Below are 25,179 nucleotides of genomic sequence, written 5' to 3' on the forward strand. Positions count from 1 at the left end.
GCCGTGTTCGGCGCCGAAGCCGTCGCCGCGGTTCGTGCCGTTCTCGCGGTCGATCCGCTGACCGTGCTGCCCGCACGCCTCCCGGTGATCGGCGACTGGGCCGATCCGGCGCTGCTGCCGCAGATCCGCTCGCGCGCCCGCGACACCGGGCTGTCGATCGCCGCGACCCGGCACGTGCTGACGATCCTCAGCCTGTGCAAGCCGGGCGAGCCGTACGCGGGCGCCGAGATCCTGCGCGCCTGGGCCGATCCGGCTTCGCTCGCCGAATTCGTGTGGGGCATGTTCCGGCAGTGGCAGCAGGTGGAGATGCCCGCGAAGGACGGCTGGGTGATGACCGCGCTTGGCCTGTTCGGCGACGACGACACGGTTCGGCTGCTCGCGCCGGTCATCCGGACCTGGCCGGGCGAAGGCGGACACCAGCGCGCGGTGACCGGCCTCGACGTGCTGGCCGAGATCGGCACGGACGTGGCGCTGATGCACCTCAACGGCATCGCGAACAAGGTGAAGTTCAAGGGACTCAAGACCAAGGCGCAGGAGAAGATCAGCGAGGTCGCGGCGAACCTCGGACTCAGCGCCGACGAACTCGCCGACCGGCTCGTCCCGGACTTCGGGCTCGACGCCGAGGGCGCGCTGGTCATCGACTACGGCCAGCGCCGGTTCACGGTGGGCTTCGACGAACACCTCAAGCCGTTCGTCCGTGACGCGGACGGCAAGCAGCGCAAGGACTTGCCGAAGCCGGGGGCCAAGGACGACCCGGACATCGCCGACGCCGCCCACAAACGGTTCACGACGCTGAAGAAGGACGTGCGCACCGTCGCCGCCGACCAGATCACCAGGCTGGAGAAGGCGATGACCGCCCGTCGGGTGTGGACGGGCGCGCAGTTCCACGAACTGTTCGTCGCGCATCCCCTGCTGTGGCACGTGTCCCGCAGACTCGTCTGGGGCCGCTACGAAGACGGCGCGCTGGTCGACAGTTTCCGGCTCGCCGAGGACCGCACCCTCGCCGACGTCGAGGACGACACCATCAGCCTCGCGGACGACGCCGTGGTCGGGATCGCCCACCCGGTCGACCTCGGCTCGACCGTGGCCGCGTGGTCGGAGGTCTTCGCCGATTACGAGATCCTGCAGCCGTTCGCCCAGCTCGGCAGGCCGGTTTACGCGGTGGACGTGCCGCTGGAGAAGTTCGAGGGGATCACGGTCACCACCGGCAAGGTCATGGGCCTGATCCGCCGCGGCTGGGAACGCGGCGAACCGCAGGACGCGGGGGTCGAGGTCTGGATCAGCAAACCCTTGCCGGACAACCAGACCGCGGTGATCAACCTTGATCCCGGCATCGCCGTCGGCGCGCTCGACGTCTTCCCGGAGCAGAAGCTGGAATCGGTCTGGCTCAACCCGGGCCGCGGCGGCGACTGGTCCCGCAACGGCCGGGTGCTGCCGCTGGCGGACCTCGACCCGATCACCGCCTCCGAGCTGATCGCCGACCTGACGGAGCTGACGGAGCTGTGACCGAGGACGTCTTCGTCCCGCCGTCCGCGCACGGCCGGGCGGTGTACCCGAGACGCGACCGGCCCCACCCGCCACGGCCGCTCGTGGCGGACGCCGTCGACCAGGCGCGCCGGATCCTCGACCGTGCGCGGCCTTCGCTCGACTTCTCGCCACTGGGCTACGAGACCGAGCGGGCCGCCGGTGCCTATCTGGACGGCGAGGCGACCCCGTTCGGCGCGGCCGCGGCAGTCGCTTGGCTGCCACGCGAGAACGATGACGAGTACGCGGTGTTCGCCGACGCGTGGATCGCACAGCGCGGCGTCGACTTCGCCGTGTCGGCGACCGTCGAACTCGGTGACCGCGGTTACTGGCAGCCGAGTCACTACAAGATCGCGGGCCGGGTCCGGGCGGCCTTGGCCACCGCGGACGCCGACACCTACGCCGCCGTGGCGGCCGGGCTGGCTCAGCCCTTGTCGGGCGCGAAACTGGTTGTTGCCGCGTTCCTGCTGCCGACCGAGACCGCACTGGTCGACGCCGCGTGCGCGGCGGGCTTCCAGGGCCCTTGCGGCGACCGGTGGAGCCTGCTCTACGCCACGGTCAGCACGCTCGACCAGGTGTGCGGGCTGGGCATGCCGGACCACTGGACGACGCGGCGGCCCGAGATCCTGACAACGCTGGTGGAGACCCTCGGACCGGATCTCACGCCCGTGTTCGCCGCGTGGATCGACTCCGAGTGGGCGCCGCCGACGGACGTGCTGCGGCGGGTGAGCGGCTTCCTCGCCGAGTTCCCCACCGACGCGGCATTCGGTGTGCTGCTCGACCGCGCGGACAACCGGCACGTCCGGCCCGCGGTGCTCGACGCCATGCGCCGCTATCCAGTGCGGGCGCTGCGTCTGTTGGCTGATCGTGACACGCACGCGAGCCTGCTGCGAACGCATCTGCTCGGCACACCCGATATGGCCGATCACATCGCCGCGCTGCCCGCCGCCGCCCGCGCTCGGGCCGAAGCCGCCTCGGTCCAACCCGACCACGTTCCCGACGCCCCGCCGGGGGCGCTACCCGCCCTGTTCACAACACCCCCGTGGACCCGCAAACCTGCCAAGCGCGCGGTGATCAAAGGCCTCCCGGCGCCAGAGCCGACCTTGGCGTGGCGGCCCGGCGAGCAGGCGACCTGGTCCAAGCGACGCAACGGCCACCGGTACTTCGCCGACGTCCGCGACTGGTCAGCCAAGGTCCAGGATTTCCGCGGCGGCCGCATTCCCGACGTCTACCTGCCCGATCTCTTCCTCGAAGGTCCCGTCGAGGTCCTCGCACCACTGCTGGCCGAATGGGACGGGAAGACCTTCAGCCACATCAACAGCTGGGGCCGACCACTCCTCGCCAAGTACGGCGTGGACGGTGTCCGGTTCCTGGCGGGGTTCGCCGCACGGCAACCACTGCCGGACCACGTGCGCGTACTGCTGCCCGCGTTGAGCGTGGAGACCGCGGTGCTCATGGGGGAGCTGTCCGTCCGGCGGACCACCCGGGCGGACGCCCTGGCCTGGTTCGACCGGCACGGCGCGGCGGCGGCGCCGTACCTCATCCCGACCGCGCTGGCGTCGGGCGCCGCCCGCTTGCACGCCGAAGCGGGACTGCGGCTGATCGCCGACACCGAGGCCGTCCTCGCCGCCGCCAAGGAGCACGGCGACAAGGTGGCAGCGGCGGTCCGCGCGATCCTGGATACCGACCCGCTCGACTTGGTGCCCGCCAAGCCGCCCGCGATCGGCGACTGGGCCGATCCCGCGGTGCTGCCGCGGATCATGCTCGCCGACCAGGCCCACGCCCTGTCCCATGAGGCAACCAAGACCGTGCTGACGGTGCTGTCGCTGTGCGGCCCTGGCGAGCCGTACGCGGGCGCCGACCTCGTGCGTCAGGTGTGCGACCCGGATTCGCTGGCGGTGTTCGTCTCCGCGCTGTTCCACCGGTGGGAGGAAGTCGGGGCGCCCGCGAAGCACAGTTGGGCGATGAACGCGCTCGGTGTCTTCGGCAGCGATGCCACCGCCGACACCATCGCGCCTCATCCTCGCGTGGCCGAACGCCGGCCTGCACCAGCGCGCGGCGGCCGGTCTGGACGTGCTCGTCGAACTCGGCACCGACGTGGCGCTGAACCACCTCAAGGCCATCTCGGCGGGCAAGGGCATGGCGGGCCTGCGCCGCCGGGCGAAGGACAAGATCGCCGAGGCCGCGAGCCGACGTGGTCTGACCTCGGAGCAGCTGGCCGACCGGCTCGTGCCCGACCTCGGTCTCGACCGTGCGGGCACGCTGACCCTGGACTACGGTCCGCGGCGGTTCGTGGTCGGTTTCGACGAGCACCTCAAGCCGGTCGTGTCCGACGCCGAAGGCCTGCGACGCAAGGACTTGCCGAAGCCGGGAGCGAAGGACGACCCCGACCTCGCCACCGAGGCGCACCTGCGGTTCGCGCGGATGAAGAAGGAAGCGCGGGCGGTCGCGAGCACCCAGGTCGCCCGGCTCGAACTGGCGATGGTGCGGCAGCGCCGCTGGTCACCGGCGGAGTTCCGCGAGCTCATCGTCGAGCACCCGCTGCTGTGGCACGTCGGCCGCCGACTCGTGTGGGGCGCGTACGCCGACGGTGTGGCGACGGGGTCGTTCCGCCTGGCTGAGGACCGCACGTTCGCCGACGTCCACGACGACCCGTACGACCTGCCCGCGGACGCGCTGGTGGGCGTGGCGCACCCGCTCGATCTCGGGCCGGACGCGAGCGCGTGGGCCGAGGTGTTCGCCGACTACGAGATCCTGCAGCCGTTCACCCAACTTGGCAGGCCCACCTTCACCGAGGACCAAGACACGCCCGCGCGGTTCGAGAACGCCGCGACCACCACCGGCGACCTGCTCGGGCTGGTCCGCCGGGGCTGGGTCCGCGGCGGACCGGGCAACGGCGGCTACGAGACCACCCTGTCCAAGCCGCTCGCAGAGGGACGCGAGTTCACGGTGGACATCGAACCCGGCATCTATCTGGGCGATGTCCAGCCCGCCGAGGAGCAGCACCTCATCGGCCTTCGGCTGACCGGTGTCGACTCGTTCGCCGACCTCGACCCGATCACCGCCTCCGAGCTGATCGCCGACCTGACGGAGCTGACCGCCCGATGACGACCGAGAACCTGCAGCGGCCACCGGCGGAGGTGCGCTTCGCCGACGAGCTGACCCGGCTGCGCGAGGCCGACACCGGCGAACGCCCGCCCGGCTGGTGGCTGAGCATGGAGGCGGCGCGGCGGTTCATCGTCGGCGACGAGTCGCAGGGGATCAGCCGCAAGTTCGTCGGCGACGTGTCCCTGATCGACCGCGCGCTGATCTCGCTGGCCACCAGCCGCGGCCTGATGCTGGTCGGGGAGCCGGGCACGGCCAAGTCGCTGCTCTCGGAGCTGATCGCGGCGGCGGTGAGCGGGGTGTCCACGCTGACCATCCAGGGCGGCGCGGCGACCACCGAGGACCAGATCAAGTACTCGTGGAACTACGCGATGCTCGTCGCCGAGGGCCCGTCGACGCGGTCGCTGGTCCCGGCGCCGCTGCGGCGCGGCATGGCCGAGGGCAGGCTGGTCCGGTTCGAGGAGATCACCCGCTGCCCGCTGGAGGTGCAGGACTGCCTGCTCTCGCCGCTGTCGGACCGGGTGCTCGCGGTCCCGGAGCTGGAGGGGGCCGACGCGATGGTGTTCGCCCGCGAGGGCTTCAACATCATCGCCACCGCGAACACCCGCGACCGCGGCGTCAACGAGATGAGCGCAGCCCTCAAGCGGCGCTTCAACTTCGAGACCGTGTTCCCCATCGCCGACTTCGCGACCGAACTCGCCTTGGTCGAGCAGGAGGCGAACGCGCTGCTCCAGCGCTCCGGGGTGAAGGTCGCCCAGCACCGCGACGTGCTGGAAGTGCTGGTCACGGCGTTTCGCGACCTGCGCGGCGACAAGTCCGACCGGCTCACCACCGTGATGAGCACCGCCGAGGCGGTGTCGGTCGCCCACGCCGTCGGCCTGCGCGGCTGGTATCTGCGCGGTGAGCGCGGCTCGGCCGCCGACATCGTCGACTGCCTCGCCGGGACCGCCGCGAAGGACAGCACCGACGACCTGGCCAAGCTCCGGCGCTACCTGGAGCAGCGCGCCGCCAAGAAGCCCGGCCCACACTGGGCCGAGTTACACGGCGCGCGGCACCGGCTGCCCGGATGACCGTCACGTTCCTCGGCGTCCGCCACCACAGCCCCGCCTGCGCGCGGCTCGTGGCGGACACGATCGCGCGCGTGCGGCCCGCCCACGTGCTCATCGAGGGACCAGCCGACTTCAACGACCGCATCGATGAACTGCTGCTCGGGCACACCCTGCCGATGGCGATCTTCAGCTACCAGCGCGGCGAAGCGGGATCACGGATGTCGTGGACCCCGTTCTGCGACTACTCGCCGGGAGATCCTGGCCGAAGCCGTCCACCGCGGCTTACGCCACCTACCCCCGACCTACCCGGATCGCGTGACCGCGGCGGCGAGGGCGCTGGAAGACGTCGGCCTACGAAAGGCGGCGAACGCCGCGCGCGCGTTCGCCGCCGATCCCGCCGACTGGCTCGACGCCCAGATCCGGCTCCTCACCACAGTCGAGTTCCGCTGACGGTTCAGCCACCGCGAATACCCACACACCAGAAACCCGGCGCTCATATCCAGCCGCACTCCGTCACCCGGCCAGGGACCTTAGGTGTCCCGGCCGACAGAATCACCCCGGTGCGCACCTGTCACAACTGGCCGCCCAGGACGATGCTCATGGCATGACTTCCTTCAGCGTCCGCGAAGGTGAGGCGTCGCGGATCGCGGGGCCCGATGAGGGTATTTCGCTCGATGAGCTGCGGTTGGCGGCGCGCAACCATGGGATGCCGTTGGAGGCGCTGCGCTACGACCTGACGCCGCCGGGGTTGCACTACGTGCTGGTGCACTACGACATCCCGTACGTCGACCCCGGCAGCTACCGGCTCACCGTCGACGGGCGGGTCGGGACGCCGCTGGAGCTGGACCTGGCCACGTTGCGGGCGCGGCCGAGGGTCAACCTGACGGTCACCCTGGAGTGCGCCGGGAACGGGCGCGCGCGGCTGCACCCGCGCCCGGTGAGCCAGCCGTGGCTCGACGAGGCGGTGGGCACCGCGCGGTGGACCGGGACGCCGCTGGTCGACCTGCTGGCCGAGGCGGGCGTGCTCGACGACGCGGTGGACGTCGCGTTCACCGGGCTCGACCACGGCACCGACCGCGGCGTCGAGCAGGACTACCAGCGGGGGCTGTCGCTGGGCGACGCGGTGGGCCGTGACGTGCTGGTCGCCTACGAGATGAACGGGCAGCCGCTGCCCCCGCAGCACGGCGCGCCCGTGCGGCTGGTGGTGCCCGGGTGGTACGGCATGGCGAGTGTGAAGTGGCTGCGCCGGATCACCGTGCTGGACCACGAGTTCACCGGCTTCCAGAACGCGAGCGCGTACCGGATCAAGCACGACGCCGGGGACGACGGCGAGCCGGTGACGAAGATCAGGCCGCGGGCGCTGGTCGTGCCGCCGGGGTTCCCGGACTTCATGACCCGCAGGCGGATCGTCGAGGCCGGTCCGGTGGAGCTGTTCGGCCGCGCGTGGAGCGGCCAGGCCCCGGTGACGCGGGTCGAGGTCAGCGTCGACGGCGGCCGGACCTGGAACGCCGCCGAACTGGGCAAGGCGGCGGGCAGACACGCGTGGCGGCCGTGGACCTACCGCTGGGACGCCGTCGCGGGTGACGTCGAACTGCTGGTCCGCGCCGCCGACCGGAGGGGAACGCAGCCGGTCGAGCAGCCGTGGAACACCCAGGGGATGGCCAACAACATGGCGCAACGGGTCGCGGTGACCGTGCGCTAGCTGTGCAACTGACGCTGGCCGGTGACAGGCGGCTGATTGGTGGGTACAGGTAGTCCCCTAGAGCGCGCGCTCGGGTTCTTTGTCCACGCGTCGCACGTCGGCGCCCAGGCGCTGCATGTTCTCCACGAACATGGGGTAGCCGCGGTCGATGTGGAAGACGTCCCAGACCTCGGTGACGCCCTCCGCGCACAACCCCGCCAGCACCAGCCCCACGCCCGCGCGGATGTCCGACGCCCACACGGGGGCACTGGAGAGGCGTTCGACGCCGCGGATCACGGCGTGGTGGCCGTCGGTGCGGGCGTCGGCGCCGAGGCGGACCATTTCCTCGACGAACCGGAACCGCGCCTCGAACAGATTCTCGGTGATCATCGAGGTGCCGTCGGCGACCGCGGTCAGCGCGATGGCGAAGGGCTGCAGGTCGGTGGCGAAACCCGGGTAGGGCAGCGTCACGAAGTCGACGGCGGTGGGGCGGGCGTGCTGCACCACGCGGAAGCCGTCCTCGAGGATGGTGATCTCCGAACCCGCGCTGCGCAGCTTCTCCAGGACCAGGTCCAGGTGGTGCGGGTTGACGCCCTTGACCGTGATGTCGCCCCGGGTCATCGCCGCGGCGAAGGCCCACGTGGCGCCCACGATGCGGTCGCCGACCACGCGGTGTTCGGTGGGGCGCAGCGACTCGACGCCGTGGACGGTCAGCGTCGACGTGCCCGCGCCCTCGACCTTGGCGCCCATCTGCTGCAGCATCAGGCAGAGGTCGATGATCTCCGGCTCACGCGCGGCGTTGTCGATCACCGTGACGCCGTCGGCGAGCACCGCGGCCATGAGGATGTTCTCGGTGGCGCCGACGCTGGGGAAGTCGAGCCAGATCTGGGCGCCGTGCAGGCCCTCGGCCTCGGCCACGACACAGCCGTGTTCGATCTCGCTGGTGGCGCCGAGCGAGCGCAAACCGTTCTGGTGCATGTCCAGCGGGCGCGAGCCGATCGCGTCGCCGCCGGGAAGGGCGACGACAGCGCGCTTGCAGCGGCCGACGAGCGGACCCAGCACGCAGACCGAGGCCCGCAGCTTGCCCATCGACGCCGAGTCCGCCCGGTGGTTGAGCTCCGCGGGGGTGGTGATCACCGCACGGTCGCCGTCCAGGGTCACCTCGCAGCCCAGGCTGCGCAGGACGTCGGCCATCAGCGGGACGTCGAGGATCTCGGGGCAGTTGGTCAGGGTGGTCGTGCCCTCGGCCAGCAGCGCCGCCGCCATCAGCTTGAGCACGCTGTTCTTGGCGCCGACAACCGCGACGTCGCCGACGAGCCGGGCGCCGCCGTGAACCTGGAAGTGCTCTGTCACGCGGGCAATGATGCCCCTCCCGAACGCGCTCACCCCAGTCGGGTGGCCGGGCGGGTAATAGGCTGACGCCATGTCGGTTCACATTACGAGGGTCTATACCAAGGTCGGCGACAAGGGCACGACCGCGCTCGGCGACGGCTCACGGGTGCCGAAGACATCGGTCCGCCTCGCCGCGTACGCCGATGTCGACGAGGCCAACTCCTCGATCGGGGTGACGATCGCCTTGGGCGGGCTGACCGACGAGGTCGCGGGCGTCCTGCGCGGCATCCAGAACGACCTGTTCGACGTCGGCGCCGACCTGTGCGCCCCGATCGTCCCGGACCCGCCGTACCCGCCGCTGCGCATCACCGAGGCGTACGTCACCCGGCTCGAAGGGTGGATCGACGACTTCAACGACCGCCTGGAGAAGCTCAACAGCTTCATCCTCCCCGGCGGCACCCCCGGCGCGGCCCTGCTGCACGTCGCCCGGACCGTCGCACGGCGCGCGGAGCGCAACGCGTGGGCGCTCATCGAGGACGACGCCGAGCGGACGAACATCCTGGCCGCGAAGTACCTCAACCGGCTGTCGGACCTGCTGTTCGTGCTGGCCCGCATCGCCAACCCGGACGGCGACGTGCTCTGGAAGCCCGGCGCCAACGGCTGAGCTGTCCGGTCGCGGGCGGCCCGGTCGACGTATCGGCGACACAAGGAGGAGCCGAGATGGATGTGATCGCTGAGCGGGTCATCCCGCTGCCGCCCGCGAAGGTGGCCGACTACGCGATGGACTGGCGCCACGACCACGAGTGGACCCAGGGCATCAAACAGGCCGCGCTGACCACGGAAGCACCGGGCGGAGGATTCGGCGTCGGCGCGCAGGTCACCCGGAGCGCGCACTTCCTCGGCAAGCGCATCGACTACGTGCTGCGCGTCGAGGAGCACGAACCGCCCACGCTGCTGGACATGCGGTCGGTGGCCGGGCCGTTCCCGATGCACGTCACCTACCGGTTCGACGAGCATCCCGAAGGGACACTGGCCAGCATCCGCATCCAGGGCGACGCGAGCGGCTACTACCGGTTCGTCGGCCCGCTCATGGCGCCGATGGTGCGCGGCAACATCCGCAAGGATCTGCGCGATCTGGAGAACAAGGTGTCCGGATAGCCGCTTTCCGTTCGACGTATCCGCGAGAGGCGCCGTCGAACACCTAGGAGCATCCGATGAGCAAGTACCTGTTGTCGATCTACAGCAACCCGGCCAACTGGGCGACCCTGTCCGACGCCGAGCGCGACGGGCTGATGGGCGAGTACGGCGCGTTCACCCAGGAGATCGTCGACTCCGGCGAGTTCGTCGACGGCGCCCCGCTCGCCGACCCGACGACGTCGAGCACGGTCCGTGTGCGCAGCGGGTCCGCCGATGTGGTGGACGGCCCGTTCGCCGAGTCCAAGGAGCACCTGGCGGGTTACTACATCGTCGACTGCGTCTCCCAGGAGCGGGCCGTCGAACTCGCCGCGAAGATCCCCGACGCCCGGTTCAACGCGGTCGAGGTGCGGGCCGTGATGGACCTCGGCGGCCAGGAGATGTGATCACCACCCCGGAGATCGAGGGCCTGCTGCGCGACCTCGCGCCGCAGGCCCTCGGGGCCGTCATGCGCGGCGGCGCGGACTTCGGGGCCGCGGAGGACGCGGTCCAGGAGGCGCTGATCGCGGCGGCCCGGCAGTGGCCGGAGGAAGGCGTGCCGGACAGCCCGCGCGGCTGGATCATCCAGGTCGCCTCACGCAGGCTGATCGACTGGCAGCGTCGGGAATCGGCCCGCCGGGGCAAGGAGGCCGCGGCGGCGGGCTGGACGGCGTCCGACGAACTGACCGCGCCACCGGCGGACACCCCGCCCACCGACGCCGACGACGGGTTGTTGCTGTTGTTCCTGTGCTGCCACCCGTCGCTGCCGCGCAACCAGCAGGTGGCCCTGACCCTGCGCGCCGTCGGCGGCCTGTCCACCGGCGACATCGCGCGCGCGTTCCTGATCCCCGAGGCCACCATGACCCGCCGCATCACGCGCGCGAAGCGGCGTCTCGTGGACTCGGGCCTGGAGTTCGAGATGCCCGCCGAGGCGGAGTTCGCCGACCGCCTCGCCGCCGTGCTCGAAGTCCTCTACCTGATCTTCAACGAGGGCTACACCGCCAGCTCCGGCACCAGCCTGCGCCGCGCCGACCTGACCGTCGAGGCGATTCGGCTGGCCCGGCTGCTGCACGCCCAGGCGCCTTCCGAGGGCGAGGTTGCCGGGTTGCTCGCCCTGATGCTGCTCACCGACGCCCGCGGCGCCTCCCGTATCGACGACAGCGGGAAACTGGTGCCGCTGGCCGAGCAGGACCGGACCCTGTGGGACCGCGACGAGATCGCGGAGGGCTCGGCGATCATCGAGTCGGCGCTGGCCGAGTACCCGATCGGGCCGTACCAGGTCCAGGCAGCCATCGCGGCGGTCCACGACGAGGCCCCGAGTGCGCCGGAGACCGACTGGCTCCAGATCGTCGGCCTGTACCGCGTGCTGGACACCATCGCACCGAGCCCGGTGGTCACCCTGAACCGCGCGGTGGCGGTCGGCGAGGCCGACGGCCCCCGCGCGGGCCTCGCGGTGCTCGACACCCTCGCTGACGACCCGCGGTTGGGACACCACCACCGCGTGGCCGCTGTGCGGGCGCACCTGCTGGAGCGAGCGGGCGACCCGACGGCGGCCAGGGCCGGCTACCTCCAAGCCGCCCAGGCCACAGCCAGCGCCCCGGAACGCGACTACCTGCTCTCCCGCGCCGCCCGTCTGCCCTGACCGGCTACCGGTCGCGCATCGCGAAGTACCGGCGCCGCTTGGGAACGCTGATTCTGGCCAAGTCCGTGGCCACCACGATCTCGCCGTCGAACTCCGCCGCCGCTTCGTCGTGGAACAGGCTCAGATCGTCGTAGCGCTGCGAGAAGTGGGTGAGCACCAAGGTCCGCACGCCGCTCTCCTGAGCCACCCGCGCCGCCTGCCGGGCCGTGAGGTGGGCATGTTCCTTCGCCAGCGCCTCATCGGCGTGCAGGTACGTCGACTCGATCACCAGCATGTCCGCCGCCTCGGCCAGCTCGTACACCGAGTCGCACAGGCGGGTGTCCATGACGAACGCGAACCGCTGCCCCGGCTTCGGCTCGCTGACCCGCTCCAGCAGCTCCCCGCCTTCGCGCTGCAACGCACCGACAGCGGGGCCGGTGATGCCCAGCTCCGCCAGCTTCTCCGGCACCATGCGGCGGGAGTCGGGCTCGCGCAGCTGGTAGCCGAACGTCTCGATGCGGTGGTCGAGTCGCCGGGCGTGCAGTTCGCCGAACCGGCCGGTCGCGATGACGCCCTCGGCCGCCACCGGCTCCTCACGCACGCGCGCGACCTCGTAGAACGAACTGGCGCGACGCAGGTTGCCGAAGAACTCGGCGCCGGACGCCGGGTAATGGGCGACCACCTCGTGGGCGACACCATCGAGCGAGAGGCGCTGGACGATGCCGGGGACGCCGAGGCAGTGGTCGCCGTGGAAATGGGTCACGCACAGCCGGGTGATCGCGGTGACGGACACACCCGCCATCGCCATCTGCCGCTGGGTGCCCTCACCCGGGTCGAACAGGAAGACGTCGTCGTCCCACCGCAGGAAGTACCCGTTGTGGTTGCGGGCGCGGATCGGCACCTGGCTCGCGGTCCCGAGGACGACGAGTTCACGCATGGACACGCTAGGAAGCCCAGGGCAGCCGTCGGCCGGGCGGAGCGCTTTCCAGCCAGGACAGGAAGCCGGTGAGCACGTCCGGGCCCATCGCGACCTCGACGCCGGGGGCGGCGCCGCCGTTGGCGTACTCGAAGCGCAGGACGCGGGAGCCGACCGGCATGTTCGGGGTCTCGCCGCGTTCGGGCTCGCGGCGGTGCACGATCTCCAGGCCGTCGCGGCGCAGGACGCGGTCGGGGCCCTTGCGCAGGCTCAGCGCGCGGAACCAGGCGAACTCGTCGCCCTGGTAGCGGCCGACACCGAGGTGCCAGCCCTTGCCCGTGTCGTCGATGCGCGTGCGCAGGGCAACGTGAACGCCGCCCGCGCGAAGAAGACGCAGGCGGCGCAGGACCAGCAAGGTCAGGAAGGCAAGCACGGCGGCGAGGACCAGCACGACCACATCGCTGATGTCCATCGGCCGCCCCCGCCCCCTACGCCGACATCAGGAAGACTGCTCGGCGGCGCGCACGCGGGCGGATGCTCTCGCGCGCTCCTCGGCGTCGTCGGCGGTGAGACCGGAGCGCGCCTTGGCCACGTCGATCTCGCCCGCGAGCTCGGCGGACTCGGCCAGGATGCTCACTGAGTCGCCGGTGACCGAGAGGAAGCCACCGTGCACCGCGGCAACGACCGCTTCGCCGTCGGCGGTGATGACCTTGACCACGCCACCCTCGACGAGCTGGCCGAGCACGGGCTCGTGACCAGGCATGATGCCGATCTCACCCTCGGTGGTCTGCGCGCTGACGAACGAGCCGGTACCCGACCACAGGCGTCGTTCCACGGCGACCAGCTGGACGGACATCTCAGCCACGCTTATCTCCTTAGACTCACGATTCTTGGGCAGTCTAGATGGTCGGTCGGCAACCTCCCCAGCCAGGCCGGTGTCAGCTTTGGCATGAGCCACTTCGATCACAGGCGGTGACCGACATCGAGGACACCGACTTCACCAAGTTCGTGACGCACCGGTCGACTTCCCTGCTGCTGGTGCCAGCGGTCGCGCCGGGTGACCGAGACAGCCCTGGACCACGCACCGGAGCCAGGGACCCACGGCCCCGAGGGTGGCGTGGCCGACCGCGACCAGATCGCCCGGACGCTGGGGGTGCTCCCGCCCGAGCAGGGCCGGTGTCCGCAGTGGACACCGGCCCTTTTGTCGTGCTTACGGCAATTACTTGGTCTTGCCGGTGAGCTCGTGGTACTTGCGCTCCAGGTCGTCCAGGCCACCGATCGAGAGGAAGGCCTGCTCCGGAACGTGGTCGTACTCGCCCTTCGCGACCTTGTCGAAGGCCTCGATGGTGTCGGCGAGCTTGACGAACGAGCCGACCTCGCCGGTGAACTTCTCCGCGACGAAGAAGTTCTGCGAGAGGAAACGCTCGATGCGACGGGCGCGGTTGACCGTCACCTTGTCCTCTTCGGACAGCTCGTCCATACCGAGGATCGCGATGATGTCCTGCAGTTCCTTGTACTTCTGCAGGATCCGCTTGACCTCCTGCGCCACCCGGTAGTGCTCGTCGCCAACGATGGACGGGTCGAGGATTCGGGAGGACGAGGTCAGCGGGTCGACCGCCGGGTAGATGCCCTTCTGGGAGATCGGACGGGAAAGCTCCGTCGTCGCGTCCAGGTGGGCGAAGGTCGTCGCCGGGGCCGGGTCGGTGTAGTCGTCCGCGGGGACGTAGATCGCCTGCAGCGAGGTGATCGAGCGGCCCTTGGTCGAGGTGATCCGCTCCTGCAGCACGCCCATCTCGTCGGCCAGCGTCGGCTGGTAACCCACGGCCGAAGGCATCCGACCCAGCAGGGTCGAGACCTCGGACCCAGCCTGGGTGAACCGGAAGATGTTGTCGATGAACAGCAGCACGTCCTGCTTCTGCACATCGCGGAAGTACTCCGCCATGGTCAGGGCCGACAGGGCGACGCGCATACGGGTGCCCGGGGGCTCGTCCATCTGACCGAAGACGAGCGCGGTGTCCGGGAGAACACCCATCTCTTCCATTTCCAGGAAGAGGTCGGTGCCCTCACGGGTGCGCTCGCCGACACCGGCGAACACTGACGTACCACCGAAGTTGCGGGCGATACGGGTGATCATCTCCTGGATGAGCACCGTCTTGCCGACACCGGCACCACCGAACAGACCGATCTTGCCACCCTCGACGTACGGGGTGAGCAGGTCCAGGACCTTGACGCCGGTCTCCAGCATCTTGGTCTTGCCCTCGAGCTGGTCGAAGGCCGGGGGGCGGCGGTGGATGCGCCAGCGCTCGGCGTCCGCGGCGTGGCCCGGCTTGTCGAGGCAGTCACCCAGGGCGTTGAACACGTGGCCCTTGACGACGTCGCCGACGGGCACCGAGATGCCCTCGCCGGTGTCGAGCACCGGGGCGCCACGCACGAGGCCGTCCTGCGGCGCCATCGAGATGCAGCGCACCAGGTTGTCACCGAGGTGCTGGGCGACCTCGAGGGTGATGGTCTTCTTCATCGACTCGAGGGCGACCTCGACCTTGAGCGCGTTGAAGAGCTCCGGCACGGAGTCCCGGGGGAACTCCACGTCAACGACGGGGCCGATCACCCGGACGACGCGACCGGTCGCGGTCTTGGGTTCCTGAATGGCGGTCATTAGTCATCACTTCCTGCGGCAGCGGCGAGCGCTTCCACGCCACCGACGATCTCGCTGATCTCCTGGGTGATCTGCGCCTGGCGAACCTGGTTGGCCACTCGCGTGAAGCTCTTGACCAACTCGTCGGCGTTGTCTGTCGCCGCCTTCATCGCCGTGCGTCGAGCGGCGGACTCGGAGGCCGCCGACTCGAGCAGTGCCGCGTAGATCCGGGTGTTGATGTACTTCGGCAGCAGATTGCCGAGCAGCGTCTCCGCGCTCGGTTCGAAAGCGTACGCCGACTTCAGCTCGGCCCGCGCCGCGGCGGCCTCCTCCTCGGAGGAGTACTCGACCTCCAGCGGGGCGACCCGCTTGGCGACCGGACGCTGCGTGAGCATCGAGACGAACTCGGTGTAGACGACGTGCAGCTCGTCGACACCGAGGATGCCGTCGGCACCCGCGTTGTCGCCCTCGTCGTCGACGCCCGCGAGGAACGCGTCGATGAGGGTCTCGCCCGCCTCGGCCGCGTTGACGTAGCTCGGCTTCTCGGAGAAGCCGGTCCAGCTCTGCGCGACCGGACGCTGACGGAACCGGTAGAAGTTCAGTCCCTTGCGGCCGATCACGAAGAGCACCGGGGTCTTGCCCTGCTCGCGCAGCAGCGCCTGCAGTTCCTCGGCCGCCTTGATGACGTTGGCGTTGTACCCACCGCACAGGCCGCGGTCGCTGGTGACCAGCAGCACGCCTGCCCGCTTCGCGGTGGACCGCTCCACGAGCAGCGGCGAGTCCAGGTTGGCCGCGGCGCCCGCGAGGGCGGTGAGCACGTTGGTGATCTCGTCCGCGTACGGCTTGGACTGCGCGACCCGGCCCTGAGCCTTGCTGATGCGCGAGGTCGCGATCAGCTCCTGTGCCTTGAAGATCTTCTTGAAGGACTGGGCTGACTTGATCCGCTGTCGGATTTCCCGAAGTTGCGCCATGGCTTACCCGGTCACTTCTTCGGCGCGGTCTTGGCGACCTTGATGGTCTCCTGGCCGACCGCGGCCGCGTCCATGGCCTCAGCCTCGGCGTCCTTCACCACGACCGACGAGCCGTCGGAGGCGGTGAAGTTCTCCTTGAAGGCCTCGACCGCGGCGACCAGGCGCTCCTCGTTGTCGTCCGAGAGAACCTTGTTCACCCGGATCTCGTCGAGGATGCCCGCGTTGCGGTGACGCAGGTTCTCCAGCAGCTCCGACTCGAAGCGGCGCACGTCGGCGACCGGGACGGAGTCGAGGTGGCCCTTGGTGCCGATGTAGATCGACACGACCTGCTCCTCCACCGGCATCGGCGAGAACTGGCCCTGCTTGAGCAGCTCCATCATCCGGGTGCCGCGGGCGAGCTGGGCCTTGGAGGTGGCGTCGAGGTCGGAGGCGAAGGCGGCGAACGCCTCCAGCTCACGGTACTGCGCCAGCTCCAGACGCAAGGTGCCGGAGATCTTCTTCATCGCCTTGGTCTGGGCGGCGCCACCGACGCGGGAGACCGAGGTACCCACGTTGATGGCCGGACGCTGACCGGAGTTGAAGAGGTCGGACTCCAGGAAGCACTGGCCGTCGGTGATCGAGATGACGTTGGTGGGGATGTAGGCCGAGATGTCGTTGGCCTTCGTCTCGATGATCGGCAGACCGGTCATCGAGCCACCGCCGAGCTCGTCGGACAGCTTCGCGCAGCGCTCCAGCAGACGGGAGTGCAAGTAGAAGACGTCGCCCGGGTAGGCCTCACGGCCCGGCGGGCGGCGCAGCAGCAGCGAGATGGCGCGGTAGGCCTCGGCCTGCTTGGTCAGGTCGTCGAAGATGATCAGGACGTGCTTGCCCTGGTACATCCAGTGCTGACCCAGCGCGGAGCCGGTGTAGGGCGCGAGCCACTTGAAGCCCGCCGAGTCGGACGCGGGAGCGGCCACGATGGTGGTGTACTCCAGCGCGCCCGCCTCCTCCAGCGCGGTCTTGACGCCCGCGATGGTGGAGCCCTTCTGGCCGATGGCGACGTAGATGCAGCGGACCTGCTGCTTCGGGTCGCCGGTCTCCCAGGCCTTCTTCTGGTTGATGATGGTGTCGACGCAGACCGTGGTCTTGCCGGTCTTGCGGTCACCGATGATCAGCTGGCGCTGGCCGCGGCCGATCGGGGTCATCGAGTCGACGGCCTTGAGGCCGGTCTGCAGCGGCTCCTCGACGGGCTGGCGCTGCACGACCGTGGCGGCCTGCAGTTCCAGTGCGCGCTGCTCCTCGGCGACGATCTCGCCGAGACCGTCGATCGGGGCGCCGAGCGGGTCGATGACCCGGCCGAGGAAGGCGTCGCCGACCGGAACGGACAGCACGCGTCCGGTCCGCTTGACCTCCTGGCCTTCCTCGATCTTGTCGTACTCACCGAGGATCGCGGCACCGATCTCGCGCGCGTCCAGGTTCAGCGCGACGCCGAGTACCCCGCCCGCGAACTCCAGCAGCTCGTTGGCCATGGCCGAGGGCAGGCCCTCGACGTGGGCGATGCCGTCGCCGGTGTCGGAAACCGTTCCGACCTCTTCCCGGTTGACGTCCGGGGAGTAGCTGGAGACGTAGTTTTCGATCGCACTGCGGATCTCGTCCGACGAGATCGTCAGCTCCGCCATGTCGTTCCTGCTCTCGCTTCGTTTCTTTGTGGAAAAGTACTGGGGGGTCGCCGCTGTTAAACGACTCAGCTGGCCAGCTTGCGCCGGAGCGCTTCGAGCCGTCCTGCCGTGGAGCCGTCGATGACCTCGTCGCCGACCTTGACGACCAGTCCGCCGCCGAGCGACTCGTCGACCTCGACGTGCAGGCCGATCGGGCGGCCGTAGATCCGCTGCAGGGTCGCCGCGAGGCGCTCCTGCTGCTCGGCCGACAGCGGTCCGGCGGAGATCACGTGCGCCACCGAGCGCTCGCGCCGCTTGGCCGCCTCGCTCGCGAGGTTCTCCAGGCCCTGCACGACCGTGCGGCCGCGGGGCTGGCCGACCAGGTTCGCGACCAGGGTCGCGGTGGTCGGGTCGACCTTGCCGTCGATCAGCCCGTTGATCAGGCTGAGCTTGCCTTCGACAGCCGCGGTCCGGTCGGACAGCGCCTGCTCCAGCTCGGTCTGGTCGGCGATGATGCGGCCGAGGCGGAACAGCTCGTCCTCGACCGCGTCCAGGCGCCCGTCGCGCTCGGACCGCGCCAGCAGCGCGGTCGTCGCCAGCGACTCGATGCCGTCGACAAGTTCCCGCGGGGAGGACCAGCGGGCACTGACGGCCGCGACGGTCACCTGCAGGGTGTCGTCGGCGACCTTGCCGCCGAGCAGGTCCCGGGCCAGCCGCTCACGGGCGGCCGGGTCGGTCGAGGAGTCGGCCAGCGTGCGACGCAGGCCGATCTCCCGGTCGAGCAACCCGGCGACCGCGAACAGCTCCTCGCCCAGGGGGCCGGCAGCGGCTGCGGCGGTTCCCTCCACCACGTCGAGCAGCTTGAGCTCGACGGCGGCGAGGGCTTCCCGGCTCGCGGCTTGGAATGTCATCTCAGGCGTCCCCTAGTTCTTCGCAGGAGCCGAGACGGCGTCGAGCTCGGAGAGGAACCGGTCCACGGTGCCGCGGCGCCGCGTCTCGTCCTCAAGCGACTCGCCCACCACACGGCTGGCCAGCTCGACGGCGTGGCGCCCGAGGTCGGCACGCAGCTCGGCGACGATCTGCGCGCGCTGCGCCTCGAGCTGAGCCGTGCCCTGAGCCACGATGCGGGCGGACTCGGCCTGGGCCTGGGCGCGCAGCTCTTCCTTGATCTGCTCGGCCTCGGCACGGGCGTCGTCCCGGATCCGGGCCGACTCGGCACGGGCCTCGGCGAGCTGCGCCTTGTACTGCTGCAGCGCCTGCTCGGCCTCGGCCTGAGCCTTCTCCGCCTTCTCGATGCCGCCCTCGATCTTGGCCGTGCGCTCGGTGTAGAGCTTCTCGAACCGAGGCGCGACGAACTTCGAGATCACGAACAGCAGCAGCAGGAACGCCACCAGACCGAGGATGACCTCGGCCAGGTGAGGCATGACCGGGTCCGGCTTTTCCTCGGCGGCAAGGTTCAACAGTGCGTTGACCACGTCGTCTCCCTAACGAAGAAGGGCTGGATCAGGCGCCGGAGGCGATGAAGTACACGACCAGGCCGATCAGCGCGAGCACCTCGACGAGGACGAAGGTCGTCCACGCGATGCCCATGAGCTTGCTCTGGGCCTCCGGCTGACGGGCGGTGCCGTTGATGACAGCGGCCCAGATGAGACCGACGCCGATACCGGGGCCGATCGCGCCGAGGCCGTAGCCGATCGCGGCGAGACCCGCGTTGATGCTGGCGGGGGCTTCCTGCGCGAGAACCATTGCGCTCACTTGTGTATCCCTTTCCAACTCGGTCCGCGGGTGCCCGCGGATCGGGGGCTTGTGTTTCCTTGGTGGTCTTGCTTAGTGGTCTTCGGCGAGCGCGCGGCCGATGAAGTTGGCCGACAGCAGCGCGAAGATGTACGCCTGCAGCACCTGGATGAACGCTTCAAGGAAGGTCATCGCGATGGCCATCGCCCAAGCGATCAACGAGACCGGCTTGAGTGGCACGGGAGCGTGCAGGAGCAGGTACTCACCACCAAGGGTGAACACCAGCAGAATGAGGTGACCGGCGAACATGGCGGCGAACACTCGGATCGCCAGCGTGATCGGGTCCATGAAGAACTTCAGGAAGAACTCGACCGGGGTGAGCAGCAGGTAGACCGGCTTGGGCACGCCCGCGGGGAGGAGCTGGTTCTTCAGGTAGCCGCCGAGGCCGAACTTCTTGATCCCGACGAAGTGGTAGACCGGGAAGACCACCAGGACCGCGAGGGCGAGCGGAAAACCGATCTTCGCCATCGTCGGGAACTGGATGATCGGGATGACCCCGTAGAGGTTGTTCACCAGGATGAAGGTGAACAGCGTGAGAATCAGGGGTACGAAGGGCCGGAACTCTTTCGAACCGATCTGCTCACGCGCGATGTTGTTGCGGCCGAAGTCGTAGACCGATTCGGCGGCGAACTGCCACTTGCTCGGGACGATCTTCATGTTCCGCGACGTAATGAGGAAGAAGGCGGAGACGATGACGATGGAAAGGACCATCAAGACCATCGGCTTCGTGACCTCGCCGAAAATCGGCGGGAGGAAAAAGTCCTTAACACCGGGGGGAGCGAACTCCTCCTGGGCCAGCAGCCTGCCCACCTGTGGGCTCCTTCCGGTTCTCCCGGCCGGCGTTCACTCCGCCGGGGGAATCGTCACGATCAGGACGTAACGTACCTGACTAACTTGGCTTGTCTTCAGGCGGCTACCACGTTCGCGCGGCGCCATGACGGCATGCGCGTGACACGGCCACCCCGCCGTCTGAGGCGAACCATATCAGGGGTGTCGCCCTCACCTGACAGGCGTACTGGGTGACCGGTGAACTACTTCTCACCAGCGGGAATGATGGTCGGCAGCTTCGTGCGGCGGAACGCCAGCGCCTCGGCACCGGCGGCCACAAGCACCACGGCGACCATGGTGAGGCCCAATGAGATCCGGTGCAGCGCCTCGACGTCGCGCAAAGCGGTCATGACCAGCAGCAATATGAACAGCTTGGCCACGAAACCGCCCAGCGAGGCGGCCATGCCGATATGCGGACCGTGCGCGGCGGTTTTGCGCATAAGGAACAACGTCAACAGTGACGACGCGCACGCGAGCACACCCCCGACAAGCGCGCCAAGCGCACCCGCAGTGCTGTTGACTATGCCGAAGATCACTACGCCTACCACGACCGTGGCGATCGAAGGCCACAGCGCGTAACGGAACATCGCCTCCGCCAGTGTGCGAAGCGCCCGCGCGTGCGGATCGATTTCCGGGGTCTGCTGCTGCTCGTTCTCGCTCATCGAGACCTGAGTCTAGGGATGGCGGAGACGATCACCGCGACCAGGACGCCGATGCCCATTCCCCAAGCGACGATGAATGCGTCGAATAGGGACACCGACACCGCGCCGAAAGCGATCACCGCGGCCCACAAATAGATGAGCAGCACCGCGCGGCGCTGGGAGTGGCCGATTTCCAGCAGGCGGTGGTGCAGGTGCATCTTGTCCGCGCTGAACGGGCTCTCGCCGCGGCGGGTGCGGCGAATGACGGCCATCAGCAGGTCGAGCAGCGGGATGAACAGCACCGCGGCGACGACGAGCAGCGGCGAGAACAGGGCGATGGAGTTCGTGGCGCCCTCGGTGGGCGTGGTCTTGCCGGACATCGTCGTGCTCGCCGTGGCCAGCATGAGGCCGATGAGCATCGAGCCGGAGTCGCCCATGAAGATTCGGGCGGGCTGGAAGTTGTGCGGCAGAAAACCCAGGCACGCGCCCGCGAGGGTGGCCGAGATCAGGATCGGCGGGTAGTTGTTCACCGAGCCGCCGGACTGGTCGAGCAGGTGCAGGGAGAACGCGCAGGTGGCGACCGCGGCGATGAAGCCGATGCCGGAGGCGAGCCCGTCGAGGCCGTCGACGAAGTTCATCGCGTTGACCATGGTGACCACGAGCAGGATCGCCAGCAGGCCACCCTGGTTCTGGTCGAGGATAAGCACGGTGCCGAAGTAGCCCTCGTCGCCGCCCCACGGCACCCACAGCACCATCCACTGGATGCCGAAGAGCACCAGGATGCCCGCGCTGGTCGTCTGGCCGGCCAGCTTGGTCAGCGAGTCGAGCTCGAACCGGTCGTCGAGGACGCCGATCAGCACGATGAGGCCGCCACCGACCAGCACGGCGATCGGGTCGAGGGCGAAGTCGAACGCGCGGCGCAGGACCGGCAGCTGGTGGGCGACCAGCATGCCGCCGCAGATGCCCAGGTACATGGCCAGCCCGCCGAGGCGCGGCATGGGGACCACGTGCACGTCGCGGGTGCGCGGGTAGGCGACCGCGCCGATGCGGATGGCGAAGAGCCGGACCAGCCCGGTGAGCAGGAAGGTCAGGGCCGCGGTCACCAGGGCGACCAGTGCGAACTCGCGCACCGGCAGACCGGCGACGGCGTATCCCTCGGGAGGTATCACCCGCTAGCCCCTCGGGTCCGCTTCGCCGGGAAGCGCGCCGACGGTCTCCGGTTGCGCGCTGCGCGGGACCGGCGAATCCGAGCCCCGGAACGGAGTGGGCACGTGGGGTCGCATCTCCTAGTTAGATACCGCTTTTGGGTGCCGCAACGCTACCGCGCCGCGCGCACCTTGGCGCCCAAAGCCTCGGACACCGCGTCGACGCTGACGGCGCCTTCGCGCAGCACCACGGGCTCGTCGCCGCTCAGGTCCACGATCGTCGACGGGATCGGGTCGCCGGACGGCCCGCCGTCGAGGTAGACCGCGACCGAATCGCCCAGCTGGTCACGGGCGCCCTGCGCGGTCGCGGGCGCGGGCAGACCGGTGCGGTTGGCACTGGAGACCGCCATCGGCCCGACCTCGCGCAGCAGCTCGATGGCCACCGGGTGCAAAGGCATCCGGAGCATGACCGTGCCGTGCGTCTGACCCAGGTCCCAGGCCAGCGACGGCGCATGCGGCAGGACGATGGACAGGTCACCCGGCCAGAACGCCTCGATCAGCGTCCGCGCGGTCTGCGGCACCGACAGGACAAGCCCGTCGATCGTCGACCAGGAGCCGACCAGGACACCGACCGGCATGTCCGGCCCGCGGCCCTTGGCCGCGAGCAGCGACGCGACGGCGGAGCTGTTGAAGGCGTCGCAGCCGATCCCGTAGACGGTGTCGGTCGGGATCACGACAACCCGTCCCGCGCGCACCGCGCCCGCCGCGGCGGCGAGGCCGTCTTCTCTGTCCTCACGGACACTGCAGTCGTAGACCGTGGTCACCCGGCGACTCTATCGGGAGCACCCGCGCCACGACGGCCGGCCCAGGCCTATTCCCGGCCCCGCTCGGCGATCGAGTCGGCGAGCTCGTCGGCCCGGCTCTGCCAGGTCTGCCTGCGGAACCGGACCACGATCAGATCCAGCAGCCCGCCGCCCAGCAGCACCCCGGCGATCACCAGCGAGACGTTGCCCGCCAGCCCGCCGACGGCCACCAGGATCAGCCCCAGCGACACCGCGAGCACCGCGAGGCTCACCGCGATCCCCTCCGGCTGCCACCGCCAGCGCCGCCCGGCCGTGACCTCGTCGAGCAGCAGCTCCGCGCCCCGGCGCAGTTCGGTGTCGCGGACGTCGAGCTCGATGATCCGCTGGGCGGCGGCCTCGCAGACCTGCAGCTGGTGTTCGCTGGTGATGACGAGGGCGTCGTCGACCGTGCGGCTGCGCACCTGCTCGGACACCGAGCACCACGTGCTGGCGAGGTAGTACCGCAGCACCGGGTCCGTCGAGTCGCCGAAGCGGGCCTCCAGCTCCGCCGCCGCGCCCCGGGCGTCGCCGCTCGCGACGCGGGCCTGCGACATGCCGAGCACCGCCAGCACGTTGTCCGGGTCGCGCTCGGCGGCCCGGAAGTAGTGGCTCGCCGCCGCCCGCCAGCGGCCGCGGGCCAGGTGCACGTCGCCGATGCCGATGTCGTCGTAGGCGCTCTCCCGGGTCGCCGCGGCCCGTTCGAAGTCGGCGGCCGCGTCATCGAGCCTGCCCTTGACCAGCGCTGACAGCGCGCGGTCGAAGTACAGCCTGGCCTCGGTCGGCCCCTCCTGCGCCTCGGGTGGCGACAACTGCCACTTCTCGATGACGTCCTGCCATGTACGTAGCACCCGATCACCCCGGGATCAGACGCTACCGCTGATCGGCGTCCGAGGAGCGGGTCATGATCGCGCCCAAGAGACAAGATCTCCGCGGAAGTTGAGATTCACCGACATACCGGGCACCATTTGGTTGTCCTCGAAGCAGATCCGGGTTCGTCGCAGCAGGGGGAGTTCCCACGAGCAGCCGTCCGCAGCGTCGGGGGCACCAGCTCAGCTCACGCTGGCTGGCGTCGGCGCTTGTCGCGGGCTACACGACGGTGAGCGCGGTGGTCGGCGCCGTCCTGCTGGTCGCCCCGAAACAGTCCGCGCCGAGCACCGCGGCCCCGTTGACGACCTATGTCTTCGCACCGCCGCCGCCCGCCTTCGGCCCGGCCGACTCGGCCACGCCCGCGCCGAGGATCGACACCGCGGACCCCGACGCGGGGCCGCAGCCGTCCAAGGTCGCCCTTCCCGTTCCGGAGGGTTTCCAGCGCGTCGCGGGTCCGGGCGGGCTGGTCACCACGGTCCCCAAGGGCTGGAAGATCACCCGGTCGTCGGGTCCGGGTTCCGTGCAGGCCACCGACCCGGCCGACCCGGCACGGCACGTGCGCTACGGCGGCGCCCCCGCGCCCGCCACCGACCTGCTCCAGTCCCATGTGGACTATGAGGCGGTGTTCGCGAAGTCGAAGCCGGGCTTCCAGCGGCTGAGCCTCGGAACCACGCAGTACCACGGGGTTCTCGCCGTCGACTGGGAGTTCGAGCACGACTCCGGCGACGTGCGCAAGCACGTGCACTCGATGTACTGGCGGGTCGACGGCATCGAGTACTTCGTCTACGCCGCGGCGGACGCCGACCGCTGGGCCGAGACCGTGCCGATCTACCACGCGCTGGTCGACAATTCGTCGCCTTGATCGAAAAGGGTTGACGATCTCGCTACGGTGAGTGTGTGATCGCTGGCGGGCAGCCACTTTCTGCTGCCCCAGGCAACACTCGAACCGACGGGACGCCATGCCTGAGCACAGCGCAGCCGCCGAACAGCCCAGTGACACCGACCGGACGCCGCCGAGTGGAATCCCGCTCCCTCGACAGCGCGGTCCGCACGGTCCGCCCGACCGCGACGACACGACCCGCTACCTGTGCGCGGCGGCCCACCTCGACCCCGGCTACGCGACGGAGGCGATCAAGGAGTTCCTGGTCGAGCCGACCAGGGCCGTGCCGCCGTCCCCCGGTGTCGACGCGGGGGCGGTGCTGACCGAGGCGGTCGCGGCGAGGACGCGGCGCAAGCTGGTCGACCTCGCGCTACTCGTGCTGACGGTCGCCTTCCTCGTCGCGGCGCCGCTGCCGCTGATCCTGTTGTGGCTGGTCCTGGGCGTGTCGGTGTCGATTCCACGCTGGACGCGGGCCGACGACAGCGCGTCGAAGCGGCGGGTGTCACCCGGGATGGCCATCGGGCTCGGTGTCCTGGTC

The 25,179-nt window shown here is 69.8% G+C and carries 28 protein-coding genes and 2 pseudogenes; 12 read left to right on the top strand and 18 right to left on the bottom strand.

Annotation, left to right across the window (positions count from 1 at the left end):
* A partial coding sequence (locus ACRDSQ_RS01320; protein WP_431418035.1) for a DUF4132 domain-containing protein occupies positions 1-1,506 on the top strand: 1,506 nt, incomplete at its 5' end.
* A 565-nt stretch (positions 1,507-2,071) separates the two neighbouring features.
* On the opposite strand, the gene ACRDSQ_RS01325 is transcribed toward ACRDSQ_RS01320, so the two are convergent.
* From ACRDSQ_RS01325 to ACRDSQ_RS01335, 3 genes are all read right to left on the bottom strand, one after another.
* Positions 2,072-2,350, bottom strand: a complete 279-nt coding sequence (locus tag ACRDSQ_RS01325; RefSeq protein ID WP_431418036.1) for a hypothetical protein — start codon at positions 2,348-2,350, stop codon at positions 2,072-2,074.
* Between the two features lie 358 nt (positions 2,351-2,708).
* Positions 2,709-3,317 (bottom strand): hypothetical protein, encoded by a 609-nt coding sequence (locus tag ACRDSQ_RS01330; RefSeq protein ID WP_431418037.1) that lies wholly within the window; start codon positions 3,315-3,317, stop codon positions 2,709-2,711.
* A gap of 77 nt (positions 3,318-3,394) precedes the next feature.
* Positions 3,395-3,523, bottom strand: coding sequence for a hypothetical protein (locus ACRDSQ_RS01335; protein ID WP_431418038.1), 129 nt, complete (start codon positions 3,521-3,523; stop codon positions 3,395-3,397).
* 140 nt (positions 3,524-3,663) lie between these two features.
* On the opposite strand from ACRDSQ_RS01335, the gene ACRDSQ_RS01340 reads away from it, so the two are divergent.
* The 5 genes and pseudogenes from ACRDSQ_RS01340 to ACRDSQ_RS01360 all read left to right on the top strand — a co-directional run bounded on the left by ACRDSQ_RS01340 (position 3,664) and on the right by ACRDSQ_RS01360 (position 7,380).
* Complete coding sequence (locus ACRDSQ_RS01340) at positions 3,664-4,632, top strand: DUF4132 domain-containing protein (protein WP_431418067.1); 969 nt, start codon at positions 3,664-3,666, stop codon at positions 4,630-4,632.
* Positions 4,629-5,699: an ATP-binding protein gene (locus ACRDSQ_RS01345; protein ID WP_431418040.1), complete on the top strand. Its 1,071-nt coding sequence runs from the start codon at positions 4,629-4,631 to the stop codon at positions 5,697-5,699. The genes ACRDSQ_RS01340 and ACRDSQ_RS01345 overlap by 4 nt, the downstream gene beginning before the upstream one ends.
* Positions 5,696-5,917 (top strand): annotated as a pseudogene (locus ACRDSQ_RS01350) (hypothetical protein); the annotation flags it as partial. The gene ACRDSQ_RS01345 and the pseudogene ACRDSQ_RS01350, both read left to right, overlap by 4 nt.
* 76 nt (positions 5,918-5,993) lie before the next feature.
* Positions 5,994-6,128: a hypothetical protein gene (locus ACRDSQ_RS01355; protein ID WP_431418071.1), complete on the top strand. Its 135-nt coding sequence runs from the start codon at positions 5,994-5,996 to the stop codon at positions 6,126-6,128.
* 154 nt (positions 6,129-6,282) lie between these two features.
* On the top strand, positions 6,283-7,380 hold the full coding sequence (locus ACRDSQ_RS01360; RefSeq protein ID WP_431418042.1) for a sulfite oxidase: 1,098 nt from the start codon (positions 6,283-6,285) through the stop codon (positions 7,378-7,380).
* A gap of 57 nt (positions 7,381-7,437) precedes the next feature.
* Here the strand turns inward: ACRDSQ_RS01360 and murA are convergent, their stop codons facing one another.
* Positions 7,438-8,712: a UDP-N-acetylglucosamine 1-carboxyvinyltransferase gene (gene murA, locus ACRDSQ_RS01365; RefSeq protein WP_431418043.1), complete on the bottom strand. Its 1,275-nt coding sequence runs from the start codon at positions 8,710-8,712 to the stop codon at positions 7,438-7,440.
* Between the two features lie 70 nt (positions 8,713-8,782).
* Between murA and ACRDSQ_RS01370 the strand changes: the two genes are divergently transcribed.
* The 4 genes from ACRDSQ_RS01370 to ACRDSQ_RS01385 are packed head-to-tail and all read left to right on the top strand — an operon-like array spanning position 8,783 to position 11,506.
* Positions 8,783-9,355, top strand: a complete 573-nt coding sequence (locus ACRDSQ_RS01370) for a cob(I)yrinic acid a,c-diamide adenosyltransferase (protein WP_431418044.1) — start codon at positions 8,783-8,785, stop codon at positions 9,353-9,355.
* 56 nt (positions 9,356-9,411) lie between these two features.
* Positions 9,412-9,849, top strand: a complete 438-nt coding sequence (locus ACRDSQ_RS01375; RefSeq protein ID WP_431418046.1) for an SRPBCC family protein — start codon at positions 9,412-9,414, stop codon at positions 9,847-9,849.
* 56 nt (positions 9,850-9,905) lie between these two features.
* Positions 9,906-10,271 (top strand): YciI family protein, encoded by a 366-nt coding sequence (locus ACRDSQ_RS01380; RefSeq protein WP_431418047.1) that lies wholly within the window; start codon positions 9,906-9,908, stop codon positions 10,269-10,271.
* Complete coding sequence (locus tag ACRDSQ_RS01385; protein ID WP_431418068.1) at positions 10,271-11,506, top strand: RNA polymerase sigma factor; 1,236 nt, start codon at positions 10,271-10,273, stop codon at positions 11,504-11,506. Before ACRDSQ_RS01380 ends, ACRDSQ_RS01385 begins: the two co-directional genes overlap by 1 nt.
* Positions 11,507-11,510: 4 nt before the next feature.
* Here ACRDSQ_RS01385 and ACRDSQ_RS01390 read toward each other — a convergent pair whose 3' ends face one another.
* From ACRDSQ_RS01390 to ACRDSQ_RS01455, 14 genes are all read right to left on the bottom strand, one after another.
* Positions 11,511-12,428 (bottom strand): ribonuclease Z, encoded by a 918-nt coding sequence (locus ACRDSQ_RS01390; protein WP_431418048.1) that lies wholly within the window; start codon positions 12,426-12,428, stop codon positions 11,511-11,513.
* Between the two features lies 1 nt (position 12,429).
* Positions 12,430-12,873: a DUF2550 domain-containing protein gene (locus ACRDSQ_RS01395; protein WP_431418049.1), complete on the bottom strand. Its 444-nt coding sequence runs from the start codon at positions 12,871-12,873 to the stop codon at positions 12,430-12,432.
* Positions 12,874-12,900: 27 nt separating this feature from the next.
* Complete coding sequence (locus ACRDSQ_RS01400; RefSeq protein ID WP_431418051.1) at positions 12,901-13,266, bottom strand: F0F1 ATP synthase subunit epsilon; 366 nt, start codon at positions 13,264-13,266, stop codon at positions 12,901-12,903.
* 354 nt (positions 13,267-13,620) lie between these two features.
* The gene (gene atpD, locus ACRDSQ_RS01405; RefSeq protein WP_431418052.1) at positions 13,621-15,057 is read right to left on the bottom strand and encodes a F0F1 ATP synthase subunit beta; all 1,437 of its coding nucleotides are present in this window, start codon (positions 15,055-15,057) and stop codon (positions 13,621-13,623) included.
* Positions 15,057-16,007 (bottom strand): F0F1 ATP synthase subunit gamma, encoded by a 951-nt coding sequence (locus tag ACRDSQ_RS01410; RefSeq protein ID WP_431418054.1) that lies wholly within the window; start codon positions 16,005-16,007, stop codon positions 15,057-15,059. Before ACRDSQ_RS01410 ends, atpD begins: the two co-directional genes overlap by 1 nt.
* A gap of 11 nt (positions 16,008-16,018) precedes the next feature.
* Positions 16,019-17,665 (bottom strand): F0F1 ATP synthase subunit alpha, encoded by a 1,647-nt coding sequence (gene atpA / locus ACRDSQ_RS01415; protein WP_431418055.1) that lies wholly within the window; start codon positions 17,663-17,665, stop codon positions 16,019-16,021.
* A gap of 65 nt (positions 17,666-17,730) precedes the next feature.
* The gene (locus ACRDSQ_RS01420; protein WP_431418056.1) at positions 17,731-18,555 is read right to left on the bottom strand and encodes a F0F1 ATP synthase subunit delta; all 825 of its coding nucleotides are present in this window, start codon (positions 18,553-18,555) and stop codon (positions 17,731-17,733) included.
* A 12-nt stretch (positions 18,556-18,567) separates the two neighbouring features.
* On the bottom strand, positions 18,568-19,119 hold the full coding sequence (locus tag ACRDSQ_RS01425; RefSeq protein WP_431418057.1) for a F0F1 ATP synthase subunit B: 552 nt from the start codon (positions 19,117-19,119) through the stop codon (positions 18,568-18,570).
* Positions 19,120-19,147: 28 nt separating this feature from the next.
* Positions 19,148-19,399 carry an ATP F0F1 synthase subunit C gene (locus ACRDSQ_RS01430; protein WP_431418058.1) on the bottom strand — a complete coding sequence of 84 codons (252 nt, stop codon included), beginning with the start codon at positions 19,397-19,399 and terminating at the stop codon, positions 19,148-19,150.
* A gap of 72 nt (positions 19,400-19,471) precedes the next feature.
* Positions 19,472-20,248: a F0F1 ATP synthase subunit A gene (gene atpB, locus ACRDSQ_RS01435; protein WP_431418060.1), complete on the bottom strand. Its 777-nt coding sequence runs from the start codon at positions 20,246-20,248 to the stop codon at positions 19,472-19,474.
* Between the two features lie 221 nt (positions 20,249-20,469).
* The gene (locus ACRDSQ_RS01440) at positions 20,470-20,928 is read right to left on the bottom strand and encodes a hypothetical protein (protein ID WP_431418062.1); all 459 of its coding nucleotides are present in this window, start codon (positions 20,926-20,928) and stop codon (positions 20,470-20,472) included.
* Positions 20,925-22,073, bottom strand: a complete 1,149-nt coding sequence (locus tag ACRDSQ_RS01445; RefSeq protein WP_431418069.1) for a glycosyltransferase family 4 protein — start codon at positions 22,071-22,073, stop codon at positions 20,925-20,927. The genes ACRDSQ_RS01440 and ACRDSQ_RS01445 overlap by 4 nt, the downstream gene beginning before the upstream one ends.
* Before the next feature lie 152 nt (positions 22,074-22,225).
* Positions 22,226-22,876: an L-threonylcarbamoyladenylate synthase gene (locus ACRDSQ_RS01450; RefSeq protein ID WP_431418063.1), complete on the bottom strand. Its 651-nt coding sequence runs from the start codon at positions 22,874-22,876 to the stop codon at positions 22,226-22,228.
* A gap of 47 nt (positions 22,877-22,923) precedes the next feature.
* A complete protein-coding gene (locus ACRDSQ_RS01455; protein WP_431418064.1) occupies positions 22,924-23,742 on the bottom strand; it encodes a tetratricopeptide repeat protein in 819 nt (272 codons plus the stop codon).
* Positions 23,743-23,990: 248 nt separating this feature from the next.
* On the opposite strand from ACRDSQ_RS01455, the gene ACRDSQ_RS01460 reads away from it, so the two are divergent.
* Entirely contained in the window at positions 23,991-24,623 is a 633-nt protein-coding gene (locus tag ACRDSQ_RS01460) for a hypothetical protein (RefSeq protein WP_431418065.1), read from the top strand.
* A gap of 97 nt (positions 24,624-24,720) precedes the next feature.
* Positions 24,721-25,179 (top strand): annotated as a pseudogene (locus tag ACRDSQ_RS01465) (hypothetical protein); the annotation flags it as partial.

Origin of the sequence: Actinokineospora sp. (assembly GCF_050699995.1) — a bacterium.
In the GTDB taxonomy this organism is placed as follows: Bacteria; Actinomycetota; Actinomycetes; order Mycobacteriales; family Pseudonocardiaceae; genus Actinokineospora.